General features: G+C 71.7%; 19 protein-coding genes. 10 read left to right on the top strand and 9 right to left on the bottom strand.

Annotated elements, in window-relative coordinates:
* Positions 1 to 191: 191 nt before the first annotated feature.
* From AB0F40_RS21360 to AB0F40_RS21375, 4 genes are all read right to left on the bottom strand, one after another.
* On the bottom strand, positions 192 to 623 hold the full coding sequence (locus AB0F40_RS21360) for an organic hydroperoxide resistance protein (RefSeq protein WP_357472246.1): 432 nt from the start codon (positions 621 to 623) through the stop codon (positions 192 to 194).
* 161 nt (positions 624 to 784) lie between these two features.
* Positions 785 to 1,411, bottom strand: a complete 627-nt coding sequence (locus tag AB0F40_RS21365) for a TetR/AcrR family transcriptional regulator (protein ID WP_357472249.1) — start codon at positions 1,409 to 1,411, stop codon at positions 785 to 787.
* 224 nt (positions 1,412 to 1,635) lie between these two features.
* Positions 1,636 to 1,785 (bottom strand): hypothetical protein, encoded by a 150-nt coding sequence (locus tag AB0F40_RS21370; RefSeq protein WP_357472252.1) that lies wholly within the window; start codon positions 1,783 to 1,785, stop codon positions 1,636 to 1,638.
* Between the two features lie 105 nt (positions 1,786 to 1,890).
* Entirely contained in the window at positions 1,891 to 2,991 is a 1,101-nt protein-coding gene (locus AB0F40_RS21375) for an amidohydrolase family protein (protein WP_357472255.1), read from the bottom strand.
* A 244-nt stretch (positions 2,992 to 3,235) separates the two neighbouring features.
* On the opposite strand from AB0F40_RS21375, the gene AB0F40_RS21380 reads away from it, so the two are divergent.
* The 6 genes from AB0F40_RS21380 to AB0F40_RS21405 all read left to right on the top strand — a co-directional run bounded on the left by AB0F40_RS21380 (position 3,236) and on the right by AB0F40_RS21405 (position 9,349).
* Positions 3,236 to 4,123 carry an SIS domain-containing protein gene (locus AB0F40_RS21380; protein WP_357472258.1) on the top strand — a complete coding sequence of 296 codons (888 nt, stop codon included), beginning with the start codon at positions 3,236 to 3,238 and terminating at the stop codon, positions 4,121 to 4,123.
* Positions 4,124 to 4,214: 91 nt separating this feature from the next.
* Entirely contained in the window at positions 4,215 to 5,543 is a 1,329-nt protein-coding gene (locus tag AB0F40_RS21385) for an ABC transporter substrate-binding protein (RefSeq protein WP_357472261.1), read from the top strand.
* A complete protein-coding gene (locus AB0F40_RS21390) occupies positions 5,540 to 6,481 on the top strand; it encodes a sugar ABC transporter permease (protein ID WP_357472264.1) in 942 nt (313 codons plus the stop codon). Before AB0F40_RS21385 ends, AB0F40_RS21390 begins: the two co-directional genes overlap by 4 nt.
* Complete coding sequence (locus tag AB0F40_RS21395) at positions 6,481 to 7,374, top strand: carbohydrate ABC transporter permease (protein WP_357472266.1); 894 nt, start codon at positions 6,481 to 6,483, stop codon at positions 7,372 to 7,374. Before AB0F40_RS21390 ends, AB0F40_RS21395 begins: the two co-directional genes overlap by 1 nt.
* Complete coding sequence (locus AB0F40_RS21400; RefSeq protein ID WP_357472268.1) at positions 7,371 to 8,357, top strand: carbohydrate kinase family protein; 987 nt, start codon at positions 7,371 to 7,373, stop codon at positions 8,355 to 8,357. Before AB0F40_RS21395 ends, AB0F40_RS21400 begins: the two co-directional genes overlap by 4 nt.
* The gene (locus tag AB0F40_RS21405) at positions 8,354 to 9,349 is read left to right on the top strand and encodes a PfkB family carbohydrate kinase (protein WP_357472271.1); all 996 of its coding nucleotides are present in this window, start codon (positions 8,354 to 8,356) and stop codon (positions 9,347 to 9,349) included. The genes AB0F40_RS21400 and AB0F40_RS21405 overlap by 4 nt, the downstream gene beginning before the upstream one ends.
* Positions 9,350 to 9,484: 135 nt before the next feature.
* Here the strand turns inward: AB0F40_RS21405 and AB0F40_RS21410 are convergent, their stop codons facing one another.
* Positions 9,485 to 10,291 carry a DeoR/GlpR family DNA-binding transcription regulator gene (locus AB0F40_RS21410; RefSeq protein WP_357472274.1) on the bottom strand — a complete coding sequence of 269 codons (807 nt, stop codon included), beginning with the start codon at positions 10,289 to 10,291 and terminating at the stop codon, positions 9,485 to 9,487.
* A gap of 99 nt (positions 10,292 to 10,390) precedes the next feature.
* On the opposite strand from AB0F40_RS21410, the gene AB0F40_RS21415 reads away from it, so the two are divergent.
* On the top strand, positions 10,391 to 11,707 hold the full coding sequence (locus AB0F40_RS21415) for an alpha-glucosidase/alpha-galactosidase (RefSeq protein ID WP_357472276.1): 1,317 nt from the start codon (positions 10,391 to 10,393) through the stop codon (positions 11,705 to 11,707).
* Positions 11,704 to 12,564 (top strand): class II fructose-bisphosphate aldolase, encoded by an 861-nt coding sequence (locus AB0F40_RS21420; RefSeq protein WP_357472279.1) that lies wholly within the window; start codon positions 11,704 to 11,706, stop codon positions 12,562 to 12,564. Before AB0F40_RS21415 ends, AB0F40_RS21420 begins: the two co-directional genes overlap by 4 nt.
* Positions 12,565 to 12,636: 72 nt before the next feature.
* Here the strand turns inward: AB0F40_RS21420 and AB0F40_RS21425 are convergent, their stop codons facing one another.
* Complete coding sequence (locus tag AB0F40_RS21425; RefSeq protein WP_357472282.1) at positions 12,637 to 12,846, bottom strand: EF-hand domain-containing protein; 210 nt, start codon at positions 12,844 to 12,846, stop codon at positions 12,637 to 12,639.
* 137 nt (positions 12,847 to 12,983) lie between these two features.
* Here AB0F40_RS21425 and AB0F40_RS21430 point away from each other — a divergent pair, with 137 nt between their 5' ends.
* The gene (locus tag AB0F40_RS21430; RefSeq protein ID WP_357472285.1) at positions 12,984 to 13,577 is read left to right on the top strand and encodes a hypothetical protein; all 594 of its coding nucleotides are present in this window, start codon (positions 12,984 to 12,986) and stop codon (positions 13,575 to 13,577) included.
* 74 nt (positions 13,578 to 13,651) lie between these two features.
* Here the strand turns inward: AB0F40_RS21430 and AB0F40_RS21435 are convergent, their stop codons facing one another.
* Positions 13,652 to 14,251 (bottom strand): TetR/AcrR family transcriptional regulator, encoded by a 600-nt coding sequence (locus tag AB0F40_RS21435; RefSeq protein WP_357472288.1) that lies wholly within the window; start codon positions 14,249 to 14,251, stop codon positions 13,652 to 13,654.
* A 103-nt stretch (positions 14,252 to 14,354) separates the two neighbouring features.
* On the opposite strand from AB0F40_RS21435, the gene AB0F40_RS21440 reads away from it, so the two are divergent.
* Positions 14,355 to 14,795: a DUF1772 domain-containing protein gene (locus AB0F40_RS21440; RefSeq protein WP_357472291.1), complete on the top strand. Its 441-nt coding sequence runs from the start codon at positions 14,355 to 14,357 to the stop codon at positions 14,793 to 14,795.
* Positions 14,796 to 14,824: 29 nt separating this feature from the next.
* Here AB0F40_RS21440 and AB0F40_RS21445 read toward each other — a convergent pair whose 3' ends face one another.
* Both AB0F40_RS21445 and AB0F40_RS21450 read right to left on the bottom strand, forming a co-directional pair.
* A complete protein-coding gene (locus AB0F40_RS21445; protein ID WP_357472294.1) occupies positions 14,825 to 15,259 on the bottom strand; it encodes a VOC family protein in 435 nt (144 codons plus the stop codon).
* A 31-nt stretch (positions 15,260 to 15,290) separates the two neighbouring features.
* A complete protein-coding gene (locus tag AB0F40_RS21450) occupies positions 15,291 to 15,974 on the bottom strand; it encodes an alpha/beta hydrolase (protein WP_357472297.1) in 684 nt (227 codons plus the stop codon).
* Between the last annotated feature and the right edge of the window lie 13 nt (positions 15,975 to 15,987).

The following is a 15,987-nucleotide window of genomic DNA, read 5'->3' on the forward strand; positions in this document are numbered from 1 at the left end:
CGGTTCGATGGACCTGGAGCAGACGCTCACCAGCCGTGACCAGATCAACGGCCAGCTCCGTGGCGTCCTCGAAATACCCAGCACTCAACGGAAGGGTCAGGGTCAGGCTCTACTTGTTTCGCCTGAGCCTGCGGTTCCGCCCAGGGCGCGTACCTCGTTCCTCGGTCCGCACCCTGCGCTGCACCTCCAGCTCAGGCGACCGTTGCTTCGATCGTCACCGGGATGTTGCCACGGGTCGCGTTCGAGTAGGGGCAGACCGCGTGGGCGGCCTCGACCAGCTGGTCGGCGGTGGACTGGTCCACGCCCGCCAGCTCGACGTGCAGCGCGGCGCTCAGGCCGTACGCGCCGTCGTCGGCCGGGTGGATACCCACCTCGGCGACCACCGCGGAGTCGGTGAACTTGATCTTCCGTGCCGCTGCGACGCCCTTGAGCGCGCTGTGGAAGCACGCGGCCCAGCCGGCCGCGAAGAGCTGCTCGGGGTTGGTGCCCCCGCCGGGCCCGCCCATCGCGGTCGGGACGGCCAGCGTGAGGTCGAGCGTGCCGTCGTCGGTGGCGGCCCGGCCTCCGGCTCGGCCGTCGCCGGTGGACGTCGCGATCGCGGTGTAGATGCTGTTGTCAGCCATGGTGCAGCTCCTTGCGTGGGGGACCGGCGGGGCTCGCCGTCACATGTAGACGAACTAGTACGTCTACCGTAGGCGGGATGGCACAGCCGCACAAGTCCGGTAGGGCGCTCGCGGGCGAGCGGTGGTCGACGGCGGGTGGCCAGCCGGCGAGTGCGGGCTGGTCAGCCGGCAGTGCGGGCCCCGCGGCCGGCGTCGACGATCGCCGTGGCGGCGCGCTCCAGGGCGGCGCCGACGCGGGACGGCTCGTCGAGGTAGCCCGACACCATCGCGCCGTCGCGCAGCATCATCAACTCGTCGGCGGCCTCGGCGGTGCTGGTCACACCCATCCCGCCGAGCAGCTCGGCGAACGTCGCCCGGTACCAGGCCCGGTGCTCGGCGACCGTCTGCCGGACCGGCCCGTCCGGATCGGCGTACTCCGCCGCCGCGTTGATGAACGCGCAGCCACGGAAGCCCGGCTTGCAGCTCTCCGCGCCGATCGCGGCGAAGAACAGGCGGAGCGCCTCGGCCTCGTCGCCGGCGGACGTGCGCAACCCGTCCAGCGCGCCCCGCTCCCATGCGGCCTGCCGCTCGAGGTACGCCACCACCAGGGCGTCCTTGGTCCGGAAGTGCCGGTAGAACGTCACCTTGGTGATGCCGGCGCGCTCGATGATCTTGTCCGCGCTGATCGCGCGGATGCCCTGGGTGTAGAACAGCTCGGTCGCCGCGTCGAGGATGCGGTCCCGGGTGGAGCGGGGGCCGCCGGCTCCGACTGCGCTCCTGGCCGGCTCGCCGGACGTCGCCGTGCTCATGCCACCACCTGCTCGCTTCTGTTCCGGATGATCTGACGGAGCAGTCTACGCCGGGGTGTACGGACGGGTTCGTCTACCTGGTTGCGGCGCTCTCGGTGCGACGGCGGTGCGGCGGCGGTGCCGCGGCGGTGCCGCGGCGCGGCTGCCGGCCGCGCCGCGAGCGGACCGCGCGTCCGAGCGGGTCGGTGCGCGGTGGTCCTGCTGCGCGGCGCGGCCGGCGACACCTACGTCCGGCTGCGTCCGACGAGGCCGATGATGAGGCTGACCACGAGGACGATCGCGCCGATCCAGATGAGGAACTGGCCGATCTCTGTGGCGACCCCGAGAATCACGAGTGCCACGCCGACCAGGATGAGGATGAGCCACGTTGGCATGTCGATCTCCTTCCTCCGTCACGGCGCTCGACTGCGCCGTGCTACGTCGATACTGTTCCCGTTCGCGGTTATTCGCATCTCGGTCATTACTGGCATGACGGGCGGTCAGTTCCCGTCGAGCCCCAGCACCCGGCGCGCGTTGCCGGCGTACAGGTCGGGCAGCAAGTGCGCGGGCAGGCCGGCGCCGGAGATCTGCCACCTGCCCTGCGGCGGCACGTCCTCACCGGGCGCGTAGTCGAAGCACTCGTCGTCCGTCTCGAGGAAGCGGAAGTGGACCTCGAGCTGCTCCGGGGACAGCGGGAAGGCGTCCGTGCCGAAGAGCACCCGTTCGGGGAAGCTCTCCACGAGCCGACGGAACCGGCGGGGCTGGCGGCCGAGCTCGGCGAGCCGGCCGGCGATGTCGACGACGAGGTGGGGGACCGCGCGCAGCAGCCGCTCGACCCGGTCGAGGTCCTCGGCGACGCAGCCCACGTGCGCTCCGATGTACCGGGTGCCCGGCGTCGCCACGGCCAGGGCCTCGAACGCGTCGAGGAGCCGGTCGAAGGAGGGATAGCGGTCCCGGTCGGCGAACGACCAGTCGGGCTGGCCGGCGAGCTCGTCGAACCGCTCGTTGTGCGCGTCCAGCGGGTCGAAGAAGGCCTTCGGGTCGGCGACGTGCACGAGGGCCGGGAGGCCGAGCTCGCCCGCCAGGGCGAGTACGTCGATCACCCGCTGGTCGTCCGGGAGCACCAGCTCGCCGTCGGGGCCGACGACGGTGAGGCCGACGTTCTTCCACACCTTGAGGCCCCGGGCTCCGCGGGCCGCACTGTCCCGCAGCTGCTCCTGGATCTCGCGCGGCCCGGTGCTCCGGCGCAGGAGGGTCCAGTCGACCTGGCAGAACGTGAGGAAGCGGCCCGGATGTGCCCGGTCGTACCGGTCGAGGTTGGCCTCGAGCTCGTCGCCCCACAGGCCGTCGAGGTTGACGACGGTCTCGATCCCGGCGTCGTCCATCATGCCGAGCAGCTCGGCGACGTCGGGCGCGCACCAGTCGGTGGTGAGCCAGCGCCCGAGGTGGTTGTGCACGTCGACGGCGGGCACGGCCGCGCGCTGGACGCGGGTGGCGGGGACCGAGACCTGCGGCAGCGGTGCCCAGTCGACGAGCCGGAGGTCCGGTACCGCGGGGTCGGTGGGGCGGGCGGCCCCTGCGGGCTCAGGAACATGGCTCATGACTGCCTCCTCGGCGAGGGATCAGGAAAGTGCTCGACGTGCGCGAGACGTCCCTGAGGATCGAGCATCCCTGAGCAGATCGCCGACTTGTTACGCGAATCAATCAATCAGAATGATCGAATCCGCCAGTCTTGGTGACTCTCGCGCAACAGTCGAGCACGATGGGCGCAATGGCGCCGACGAGTCGGTGCCGAGCACTCAGCGCCCGGCCGTGGGCGTCCGGGACGACGACAGGAAGCCGCACGTGAGCATCAGCACCACCACCGAGCGTGAGATCCGCAGCCAGCCCGAGGTCTGGGCCCGCGCCGTCGCCCTGGCACCCCAGGGCGCACCGGTGCTCGGCCGCCCGGGCGAGCGAGTGCTCGTGCTCGGCTGCGGCACCAGCGCCTTCGTCGCCGAGTCCCTCGCCGTGCTGCGGGAGCGCGCCGGCCACGGCGAGACCGACGCCGCCTACGCGTCGGAGTGGACGCCCGGCCGCACCTACGACCGGGTGGTCGTGATCAGCCGCTCCGGCACCACGAGCGAGGTGCTCGAGGCGCTCGACCGTGTGCCGGCGGGTACGGTGCGCGCGGCGGTCGTCGGCGTCGCGGGCTCCCCGGTCGCCGACGTGGCCGACGAGACCCTCGTGCTCGACTTCGCGAACGAGGACTCCGTGGTCCAGACGCGGTTCCCCACCGCCGTCCTGGCCCTGGCGCGCGCCGGGTTCGGCGAGGACCTCGCACCGGTCCTTGCGCGGGTGGCCGGCGTGCTCGCCGAGCCGCTCGCCGTCGACCCCTCGCGCTACGAGCACTTCGTCTTTCTCGGCAGGTCGTGGAGCTACGGCCTCGCCCAGGAGGCGGCGCTCAAGATCCGCGAGGCCGCCCAGGCGTGGTCGGAGTCCTACCCGGCGCTCGACTACCGGCACGGACCCGTGGCCGTGGCGGGAGAGACCAGCCTGGTGACGATCTTCGGCGAGGCCGAGCCGGCGCTCGCCGCCGACGTGGAGCGCACGGGTGCGACAGTCGTGCACGAGGACCTCGACCCGCTGATCCAGCTCGTGCAGGCGCAGCGGCTCGCCGTCGAGCTCGCCGGGGCGCGCGGGCTGGACGCGGACGCCCCCCGGCACCTGACCCGGTCGGTGGTGCTCGGCTGAGAGCGGGAGCAGGACAGCGGTACGCACGAAGAAGTGACCTGACAGGAACATCCAGAAGACCATGAAGTACGCAGAAGGAACGAGGACGATCATGCTGCGTCAACACCTCCGGACCGACCGTGGACGGGGCGCCATCGGTGCCGCCGCCCTCCTCGCGACGACGGCCCTGCTCGCCTCCTGCTCGACGGGCGCCCAGGGCGCGACGACGCTCGACAAGGACGCCGACGTCACGCTCACCTGGTGGACGGGACAGGCCGACCAGGCCCAGACCATCCTCACCGGGCTCGCCGAGGAGTTCGAGGAAGAGCACCCGAACGTCACGATCGAGGTCGCGTCGGGAGCACCGTCGACCGAGGACCTGCTCCAGAAGCTGTCGTCGTCGTTCGCGGGCGGGACCTACCCCGACATCTCCTACGCGTTCGGGTCGTGGGCGAGCGAGCTCGCCGACTCCGAACGTACCCTCGACATCTCCGAGAAGGTGGCCGACCCCGCCGTCGGGTGGGACGAGTTCTCGGGAGCCGCGCGCGCGACGGCGCAGCCGACGGGCGACGCCACCATCGGGTTCCCCGCCGTCGTGGACAACCTCTCGCTGATCTACAACAAGACGGTCTTCGACGAGGCGGGCGTCGAGTACCCGACCGCGGACTGGACCTGGGACGACTTCCGGGCCGCGGCCAAGGACCTCACCGACCCCGCGACCTCCACCTACGGCTACGGGTACTCGGTGTCCGGGTCCGAGGAGACGACCTGGCAGTTCTGGCCGCACCTGTGGCAGAACGGCGGCGAGATCCTCGACGAGACCGAGACCCAGGCGACCTTCGACTCGGCGGCCGGGGTGGAGGCGCTCACCCTGCTGCGCGACATGGCAGTCGAGGACGAGTCGGTGTACCTCGACCAGACGGACACCAAGTTCGGGCAGATCTTCGCGAGCGACCAGATCGGGATGATCACGTCGGGGCCGTGGACGCTGTACGACCTGGGGGTGGCCGGCACGGACTACGGCGTCGTGCCCCTTCCCGGGACCGATGGCAAGCACACGACGATCTCCGGCGCGGACCTGTGGGTGCTCTTCGATCACCAGGACGCCAACCGCGAGTACTGGTCGTACGAGTTCACGAAGTGGCTCACCGACCCCGAGCAGGACGTGCGCTGGAACGTCGTGTACGGCAACCTCCCCCTGCGCGAGAGCGAGATCGACTCGCCGGAGTTCCAGGCACAGGTCAAAAAGATGCCCGGGCTTGACGTGATGGCTGAGAACAGCAAGAACGCCACGATCCCGCGGCCCACCGTGCCCGGCTACGTGAACCTCTCCGAGGCGATCGGCACCGCCATCTCCGAGGTGCTGCAGGGGCAGGGCGACCCGGCCGAGGCACTGTCGCGAGCCGCGGACGAAGCGACGGCCGCCCTGGCGGACAAGTGACGGCGACCGACGTCGCGACGCGTCGGCCGGGCACCGTCCGGCCGACGCGTCGCCCCGGCCACCCCCGCCGGGTCAGGGACGGGCTCACCGGATGGGGGTTCGTCGCCCCGGCGACCCTCATCGTGCTGGGCCTGTCGATCTTCCCTGCGGTCTGGGCGTTCCTGCTCTCGCTGCAGGACTGGAACGGGTTCTCCACGCCTGAGGCGGTCGGGTTCGACAACTACCGCGAGATGGCCGCGGACCCGGACCTCGGCGGCGCAGCCCTGCACACCCTGCTGTACACGGCACTGTTCGTGCCCGCGTCGGTGCTGCTCGGGCTCGGCCTGGCCGTGGCGCTGAACCGGCGGATCGTCCTGGTCGGCCTGTACCGCACCCTGATCTTCCTCCCGTTCGTCGTGTCCGCCGCCGCGACGGGCATCCTCACGACCTACCTGTTCAACCCCCAGTTCGGGCTGGTCAACAACGTGCTGCGCGCCATAGGGCTGCCCCCGCAGGGCTGGCTGGAGGACCCGAACCAGGCGATGGTGGTCCTCGCGATCATGTCCCTGTGGGGCCAGGCCGCCTTCACGACGGTCATCTACCTCGCCGCGCTCCAGGACATCCCCGCCGAGCTCACCGAGGCAGCGCGCGTCGACGGCGCGAACCGCTGGCAGTCCTTCTGGCACGTGACGTTCCCGCAGCTCGCGCCCGTGACGGTGTTCGTGTCGATCTGGCAGACGATCCAGGCGATCCAGCTCTTCGACCTCGTGTACACGACCACCCGGGGCGGGCCGCTGGGAGCGACGGAGACGATCGTCTACTACCTCTGGACCTCGGCCTTCAAGGACCTCGAGTTCGGCTACGCGTCGGCGGTGGCCTACGGGCTGTTCGCCGTCACCCTCGCGATCACCATCGGCGTGACGATCTACTCGCGCCGCAGCACGGTAGGTGGATTCTGATGACCGTTCTCGCCACGCCCACCCGCCCGTCGTCGTCCTGGCCGCCGTCGGACACGCCTGCCGAGGAAGCGCCGCACAGCAAGCCCCGCAGGGGCTGGTGGCACCTCGTGCTGGTACCGGTCGCGCTGCTGTTCGCCACGCCGTTCGTGCAGATGTTCCTGACCTCGCTGACGCCGGAGTCGGAGATCAACCGGTTCCCGGTGCGCTTCTTCCCCTCCGAGCTGACCCTCGACGGGTACGCGAAGCTCTTCCGCGACACCGACGTGCTCCTGTGGACCAGCAACACCGTGCTCGTGTCGCTGGTCGCCGTCGGCTCGCACCTGGTGCTGTGCTCGCTCGCCGGCTACGGGTTCGCCCGGCTCAAGTTCCCCGGGCGCAACGTCGGGTTCTTCATGATCATCGCGACGATCATGATCCCGACGCAGCTCCTCATGGTGCCCACCTACGTGATGTTCGCCCGCGTGGGGATCATCGACACGCTCGCCGCGGCGATGGTGCCCTGGCTCGCGTCGGTGTTCGGGATCTTCCTGATGCGGCAGTTCTTCCTGTCGCTGCCCGTCGAGCTCGAGGAGGCGGCGCTGCTCGACGGCTGCTCCCGCTTCACGACGTTCTGGCGGATCATCCTGCCGCTCGCCCGGCCGGCGCTCGCGACCCTGGCGATCTTCACGCTCCTGAGCTCCTGGAACGACCTCGTCTGGCCGCTGATCGCCATCAACGACCCGAGCGCGTTCACCCTGCAGCTCGGCATCACCAACTTCCAGGGCGCCCGGCGCACCGACTGGTCGCTGCTCATGGCGAGCAACGTGGTGGCCACGCTGCCCCTGATCGTCTTTTTCGTCTTCGCCCAGAAGCAGTTCATCGCCACCATGTCGTTCACAGGAGTCAAGGGATGACCCAAGCCGAAAGCAGCGCCGCGGCGCCGCACGCACCGCTGCCCGTGGTGGTCGTGGGGGACGCGAACGTCGACCTCGTCCTGCGGGGCGACGTCGTGCCACGGTTCGGCCAGGCCGAGCAGCTCGCCGAGTCCGGCGACCTGGTGCTCGGCGGTTCGGCGAGCATCGCGGCCGCCGGCGTCGCGCGCCTGGGGGTGCCGACGTCGCTCGTCGCCCGCGTGGGCGCGGACACGTTCGGGACGTTCACGCTCGACGCGCTGCGCACCTGCGGCGTCGACGTCGCGCACGTCGAGACGGCGGACGACGAGCCCACCGGGCTGTCCGTGATCCTCTCCACGCCGCAGGACCGGGCGATCTTGACGGTGCCGGGCACCATCCCCACCCTGACGGGGGAGCGGGTCACCCACGTGCTGGACGGGCGGGCCACGGGGCCGGGCCTCGTGCACGTCGCCTCGTACTTCCTCCAGCCGGGCCTGGCCCGGGCGCTCCCGGACGTGCTCGCCCGGGCGCGGGAGCAGGGCTGGACGACCAGCCTCGACACCAACTGGGACCCCGGCGAGCAGTGGGCCGGGCTCGACGAGGTGCTGCCCCACCTGGACCTGCTGCTGCCCAACCGCAACGAGCTGCGCGCCATCGCGGGCGCCCTCGGTGAGCCGGCGGACCTCGACGACGTGGCGCTCGCCACCCGGCTCGCCCGCCGCGGGCCCCGGGTCGTCGTCAAGGACGGCGCGGACGGCGGATGGTCCGTGGGCACCGACGGCGACGTCGTGCGCGCGCCGGGTGTGACCGTCGACGTCGTCGACACGACGGGGGCCGGCGACAGCTTCGACGCGGGCTACCTGGCGGCGCTCGCGCACGGCGTCCCGGACGAGCGGACGCGCGTGCGCTGGGCGACGACGGCGGGCTCACTGTCGACCCTCGGCTCCGGCGGGACCGGCAGGCAGGCGACCCTCGGCGAGCTGGAGCGGGAGCTCGCGCCATGATCTCCGCGCTAGCCCTCAGCCCGTCGCTCGACGTCACCTACGTGGTCGACGAGCTGGAGGGGATCCAGCGTCCGCACTCCGTCCACCGCGTCCCCGGCGGCAAGGCGCTGAACGCGGCGCGCGCCGCGGCCGCGCTCGGTGCGCGGGTCTCCGCGGTCGCCGTGCTCGGCGCCGGTGTGGGACGGGACGTCGCCGCGGGAGCACGGGCCGACGGCGTCGACGTGCACGTGGTGCCGGGGGAGGAGCCGACGCGGAGCTGCATCTCGGTCTTCTCCCGGGCATCGGGGCAGCTCACTGAGATCTACGAGCGGGCAGTGCCGGTCTCCGCGAGCACGGCGACGCGTGCGCTGGACACCGCCGTCGAGCTGGCGGGGTCGCGCCCCGGCTGGTGGTTCGTCTCGGGCGGCCTGCCGGGCTCCGCCCCGGCCGGCCTGCTCGCCGACGTCGTGCACCGGCTGCACGACGCCGGGGCCCGGGTCGCCGTCGACAGCCACGGCCCGGCGCTGCGCGGCGCCGTCGGTGCGCTGCCGGACCTCGTGAAGGTCAACCGGGCGGAGGCGCTGGAGCTGGTGGGTGCTGGTGCTGGTGCTGGTGCTGGTGCTGGTGCTGGTGTCGGTGGTGCCGGTGCCGGCGGCGACCCTGCCGAGCCGTCCGTGCCCGAGCCGTCCGTGCCCGAGCTGCTCGCCGCCGTGCACGCGCTCACCCGGGGGCTGGTCGTCGTGACCGACGGCGCGGCGGGGGCGTGGGCGACGGACGGCGAGCGGGTCCTGCGGGCGCGGCTCGCGGGGCACACGGGAAACTTCCCGGTGGGCAGCGGCGACTCGTTCCTCGGCGGCCTGCTCGTCTCGCTCGACGGGGGCGACGACCTCGCCGGGGCCATGGCGCTCGCGACGGCGACGGGCACCGCCAACGCGCAGGTCCCGGGCGCGGCGATCCTCGACCCGGCCCTGGCCCGCCGCCTGGCGCGGGACGTCGAGGTCACCAGCGGCTAGGTGTACCGGGTCAGGACGTTGGTGGAAGTCCTGGGTCACAGCGTCCTTGGTCCGCTTCGAGAATGACCTGGGGTACCGAAACCAGCTGGAATCGGTACCCCAGGTCGTTCTCAAGGCGGACCTTCTTGCGCCCAGCTAGTCCGGGACCACCTGGACGTCCACGCCCTCCGCCTCGATCGCCGCGAGCGCCTCCGGGTCGGCCGAGGAGTCCGTGACGAGCACGTCGATCTCCGGGAGGTCGGCCACCTTGGCGAGGGTCACCCGGCCCACCTTCGAGCCGTCCGCGACGACCACCACGTGCTCGGCGTGCGCGAGCATCGCGTGGTTGGTGCGGGCCTCGGTCTCGTCGTGGGTGGTCGCCCCGCCGCGCACGCTGATGCCGTCCGTGCCGAGGAACGCCGTGCCGACGTTGATGGCGTTGAACGTGTTCTCCGCCAGCGCGCCGACGGCCTCGAACGAGCTGGACCGGACGAACCCGCCGGTCATGATCACCTTCAGGTTGCTCCGCGAGGCGAGTTCCGTCGCCGTCGTCAGCGCGTTGGTGACGATGGCGAGGTCGGGGCGCGTGGCGAGCTCCCTCGCGACGGCGGCGGCGGTGGTGCCACCGCTGATGGCCACGGAGTAGCGGCCGGCGGGCAGCAGGCCCGCGGCGTGCTCGGCGATGCGGACCTTCGCGTCCCGGAACCGGTTGTCCCGCAGCAGGACGGGCACCTCGGTGGTGGGGTCGAGGGCGCGCACGCCGCCGTGGGTGCGCACGAGCAGCCCCTGCTCCTCCATGGCCGCGAGGTCGCGCCGCATCGTCGCGGACGACACGGCGAGCTCCCGGACCAGGTCGGTGAGCCGCGTGGTGCCGTGCTCGTTGACGTACGTCAGGGTGCGCATCATGCGCTCGGTGCGCTTGTGCGAGATGGCGCGTGGTGCCGATTCCGCCGTGGTCGCCATGCCGTTCCCTTCTCGAACCGCTCACTCAAACTGATCGGTTACCACCAATTCTGATCGTATTCTTGCACATCTCGCGCGGGCGCCCTGATGATCGACGGCATGGTCAGCATCGCGTTCATCGGCGCCGGGAGCGTCGTCTTCACCCGGCAGCTCGTCGCCGACATCCTGCGCTTCCCCGAGCTCGTCGAGTCCCGCCTCGTGCTCCACGACATCGACCCCGAGCGGCTCGACGTCGCCGAGGCGACCGCGCGCCAGGTCAACCGGCAGCTCGGCGGTCGGGCGACCGTCGTCGCGGCGCTCGACCGCCGGACGGCGCTCGACGGCGCGGACTTCGTCATCAACATGATCCAGGTCGGGGGAGTGGACGCCACCGTCGCCGACCTCGAGATCCCGGCCCGCCACGGGCTGCGCCAGACGATCGGCGACACGACCGGCGTCGGCGGGATATTCCGCGCGCTGCGGACGTTCCCCGTGCTCACGGCCCTTGCGGCCGACATGCGCGAGCTGTGCCCCGACGCGTGGCTGCTCAACTACACGAACCCGATGGCGATGAACGTCTGGTGGCTGTCCGTCGTCGCCCCGGAGCTCAAGGTCGCCGGCCTGTGCCACAGCGTCTACTGGACCGCGCACGACCTGGCGGAGCTCGTGGGCGTCCCCGTCGAGGAGACCCGCTACCGCGCGGCCGGCGTCAACCACCAGGCCTGGCTGCTCGAGTGGGAGCACGACGGCAAGGACCTCTACCCGCTGCTGCGCGAGCGCATCGCCGCAGACCCCGAGCTGGAGCGCCGCGTGCGCGTCGAGATCTTCCGGCGCCTCGGCTACTACCCCACGGAGACGAGCGAGCACTCCTCGGAGTACCTGTCATGGTTCCTGCGCTCGGACGCGCAGATCGACCGCTACCGGCTGGAGCCGCTCGAGTACGTGGGGATCAGCCGCGAGAACCTCGCCGAGCTCGACCGGGCGAAGCGGACCCTCGCGGCCGGCGGCGAGCTCGAGCTCGAGGACGGCGCGAGCGAGTACGCGCCGCAGATCATCCACTCCCTGGTCACCGGCACGCGCCGCGAGGTGCACGTCAACGTGCCCAACCGCTCCCTGATCGACAACCTGGGGCAGGACGCCGTGGTCGAGGTGCCCGCCGTCGTCGACGGGTCGGGTATCGCACCGGTCGCGATGGGGGCGCTGCCGATCCAGTGCGCCGCGGTCAACCAGGCGTACGTCTCGGTCGGGCGGCTCACGGTCGAGGCCGCAAGGACGGGCGACCCGCGCCTGGTCCGCCAGGCCGCGCTCCTGGACCCGAACGCGTCCTCCACGCTGAACCCCGAGCAGATCTGGGCGCTGTGCGACGAGCTCACCGCCGCGCACGGCGACCTGCTGCCCGAGGCGCTGCGCGCTCCCGTCCCGGCGAGCGCCCTGTGACCCTCGCGGCGACGGGTGCCCTCGTCGCCGACGCAGTGCGGGCCGAGAGCGCGGTCCTCGCCTTCAACGTCATCACGCTCGAGCACGCCGAGGGCATCGTCCTGGGGCTGGAGGCCGCCGGCCTGCCGGGGATCCTCCAGGTCAGCGAGAACGCGGTGCGGTTCCACGGCGGGCGGATGGCGCCGCTCGTCGCGGGCTGTCGGGAGGTGGCGGCGTCGGCGGGCGTGCCGGTCAGCGTGCACCTCGACCACGTGCAGGACGTCGACCTGGCCCGGTCGGTCGTCGCGACCGCGTGGCAGCTCGGGATCTCGTCCCTCATGGTGGACGCCGCGCACCTGGAGTACGAGAAGAACGTCGCGACGACGACGGAGCTCGCCGAGGCCGGTCATCGCACGTCGCTGTGGATCGAGGCGGAGCTGGGCGAGATCGGCGGCAAGGACGGTGCGCACGCTCCAGGGGTGCGCACCGACCCGGACGAGGCGGCGTCGTTCGTGGCGCGCACGAGCGTCGACGGCCTCGCCGTCGCCGTGGGCAGCTCGCACGCGATGACCACCGCGACGGCGGAGCTCGACCTCGACCTGATCGCCCGCCTCGCGGACCGCCTCCCGGTGCCGCTCGTGCTGCACGGGTCCTCCGGGGTGCCGGTCGAGACGCTGCGCGCCGCCGTCGCGCGTGGGGTGCGCAAGGTCAACGTCGGCACCGCGCTCAACGTCGGCTACACGGCCGAGGTGCGCCAGTACCTCGCGGCCGACGGCGCGGTGACCGATCCGCGCAAGTACCTGACCCCGGCCCGCGACGCGATGCGCGACATGGTGACCCGGCTGGCGACAGATCTCCTCACCACCCGCTCTCGTTGAGCGCCGGCCAGGTGTGGGGTGGCGGTATCTGGCCCCACACCTGGCCCGGCACTCGACGACGACGGCAGTGGGTCAGGCGTCCCAGGCCTGCGTGAACTCGGCGAGATCGATACGGCCGTCCTGGTCGTGGTCGGCCTTGCCGAAGATCTCGTCGAGGTCCTTGTCGGTGGTCTCCTCGCCGCGGGTGGCCATGGCCTGGCGGAACTCGTCGGCGGTGATCCGGCCGTCGCCGTCGCCGTCGAACTCGACAAACGTGCGGCTGAGCTCGTCGTTGGTGGTCATGGGCAGTACCTCCGCGATGCCGGGAACAAAGTCGGGGAGTATGCAACCACACAACGGCCGTGTGGTGGCGCCTCGAATGTCGGCTGCTGTCCGATACGGTGCGGCGTGCCACTCGTCGACGCCCGGAGGACCACACCATGAGGTTGTATGCGGCCGCACCGGCCCGAGGTGCCCGTCAGGTGCTGGGCGACCTGCTGCTGGTCGCCTGGATCGCGGCGTGGGCCTGGGCCGGGCGCGAGGTTCACGACGTGACCCTGACGCTGGGACGGCCGGGGCTCGCGACGGCGTCGGCGGCCGACGAGATGGCGGGCCGCTTCCACGACGTCGAGGGGCGGATTGGCGGGCTCCCGGCCGTTGGGGACGACCTGGCCGCACCGTTCAAGGGGGCGGCTGACGCGGCCGAGAGCCTGGCGGCCGCCGGGCGCTCCCAGGCCGAGACGGTGGCCGACGTCGCGCTGCTGGTCGGGATCGCGGTGTTCCTGATCCCCGTGCTGCTGGTGGCCGTCCTGTACGTGCCGTTCCGCGTCCGGTTCGTGCGCCGCGCGGGCGCGGCCCGACGGTTCGCGGGCGCCGACCCGGAGCTGCTGGCGCTCCGCGCCCTCGCCAACCAGCCGTTACGGACCCTGACCCGGATCACGGACGACCCGGTCGGCGCATGGCGCGCCGGCGACCCCGAGGTTGTGCGGACGCTGGCGGATTTGGAGCTGCGCACCCTAGGCCTGAAGCGTTGAGTGCTGGGTATTTGCCCCTCCGCGCGCGGTATGAGGAGCAAAAACCCAGCACTCAACGGTCCGGGGAAGTGTGCTCAGCCGGTGATCAGGTTGACGAGCGTCTCGATGCGCTCCTGCTGGTGCGCGGCGGGGAAGCGCCCGGCGCGCCGTAGGGCGACGAGGCCGTGGACGGCGCCCCAGAGGACCTCCGCCGTCGTGGGGACGTCGGCGGGCGGGTTGTCGAGGTGACGCAGCGTGTCCTCGATCGCCTCGAACCCGGCGCGTACGACCGCCGGCGTCTCGTCCGACGCGAACCGCACGAGCACGGGAAGCAGGAACATGGCGTCGTACGTCGCCGGGTGACGTTCCGCGAAGTCGAGGTACGCGGTCACGAGCGAGCGGACACGCTCGACGTCGCCACCCGCGTCACCTCCTGTGTCACCGAGCGTCGACGGCGCGAGCGCGGTCGCCAGCTCCTCGAAGCCCTCGAGCGCGACGGCGGTGACGATCTGCGTCCGGCCCTGGGGGAAGTGCCCGTAGAGCACCGGCTGGCTGTACTCGATCGCGTCCGCGAGGCGGCGGGTCGTCACGGCGTCCCACCCCTGCTCCTCGGCGAGGGCGCGGGCCGCTCCGACGATCCGCGACCGGCGTTCCTCGAGCTGGCGGGCCCGGCGAGCTGCCGCTGGAGACGTCATGCGGGCAACTCTAGCATTGCTAGCCGAGCACTGATATGGTGCCTAGCACTGCTAGCATCTAGCAGTGCTAACCCGGCGGTACGGACTCGTGGAGGAGCGCGTCATGGAGTGGTTGTCGATCGTCGCCGTCGTCGTCGTCGGGCTGATGGTGGGGGTGGAGCTGTCGGTCGCGTTCGTCATGAACCCGATCTTCGGCCGCCTGCCCCAGGAGGCCGGGATCGCCGCCCGCAGCGACGGCGCGCGCATGCTGGGAAGCGTCATGCCGTTCTGGTACATCGGCTCGACGCTGCTCGTCGTCGGCACGGCGCTGGCCGGGCCCGCGGCTGCGGGCCCGGCCTGGATTGCGGTGGCGCTGCTGCTCCTCAGCGTGGTCATGTCCGTCACGCTGCTGGTCCCGATCAACAACCGGTCGAAGGTGTGGACCCCCGAGACGGTTCCGGCCGACTGGCGCGTGCAGAAGAGCCGGTGGGACCGCCTGCACCTGGTACGGCTCGCCCTGATCGTCGCCGCGTTCGTGCTCGTGACCGTCGCCGCCACGAGGTGAGGCGGGCGCGGCTCCGCGCCCGCCCGGCCTCAGTCGACGCAGAACTCGTTGCCCTCGATGTCCTGCAGGGTGATGCAGGACTCGTTCTCCTCGTCGGCGTACTGCGTCAGCACGTGCGTCGCGCCGAGCGCGATCAGCCGTGCGGCCTCGGCCTCGAGCACGGCAAGCCGCTCCGCGCCCACGAGCCCGGCGCCGGCCCGCACATCGAGGTGCACCCGGTTCTTGACGATCTTGCCCTCCGGCACACGCTGGAAGTACAGGCGCGGACCGACTCCCGTCGGATCGACACAGGCGAAGTCCGCGTCCCGCTGCTCGGGCGGCAGCGAGCTGGTGTACTCGTCCCAGGAGGCGAACTCCTCGGGAGGCGGCGGAACGACGTACCCCAGGACCTCGCACCAGAAGCGGGCGACCCGCTCCGGCTCGGCGCAGTCGAAGGTGACCTGGAAATGTTGGACCTTTGGCATCGGGTCACCATAACGACCGGTGCCGACCTCGTCATCGAGATATCGCGTCCGCCAGCAGCCGGGCCAGGTCGGCCGGCCGCGTGAACATCGGCCAGTGGCCCGAGTCGATGTCGACCAGGTCGACGTGCTTGGCCCGCGCGAGCTCCGGCACGTCGCCGGCGTCGATCCACTGCCGGGCCTGGGCGGCGCTGAACTCCGGGCACACCACCACGACGGGAACGTCGAACCGCCGCTCGTCGGCCAGGTGCACCACGCCGCGGGCGACGCCCTCGGGCACGGGGACCGCCGCGTCCGCGAAGGTCTGCTTGACGGCGTCGGAGAGGTCGGCGGAGTCCGGCCCCTCGAAGGGTCCCCAGCCGGGAAACGGCATGACGCCGTCCGTGATCTCGAACAGGTCGGCGTAGAGCTTGCCGTCGTCCCAGGGGAAGCCGCCGACGAGAGCCACCCCGGCCACCTGCTCCGGACGCGCGTCGGCAGCGAGCCAGGCCAGCGTGCACGCGGCAGAGTGCCCGACGACGAGCGGCTTCCCGTCCGCCGCGTCGATCGCCGCGAGCACTGCCGCGACCTGGTCGTCGAGCGTGGCCGACGTCGAACCGTCCCCCTGACCGGGAAGCGCGACCGGCACGGGGTGGTGCCCGAGCGCCTCGAGCTCCGGCACCACGTCGGCCCAGGCGGACGTGTCGAGCCAGAGGCCTCCGACAAGCAGGATGTCCATGGTGTTCCTTCCG

This window comes from Promicromonospora sp. NPDC023987, from assembly GCF_040639055.1.
In the GTDB taxonomy this organism is placed as follows: domain Bacteria; phylum Actinomycetota; class Actinomycetes; order Actinomycetales; family Cellulomonadaceae; genus Promicromonospora.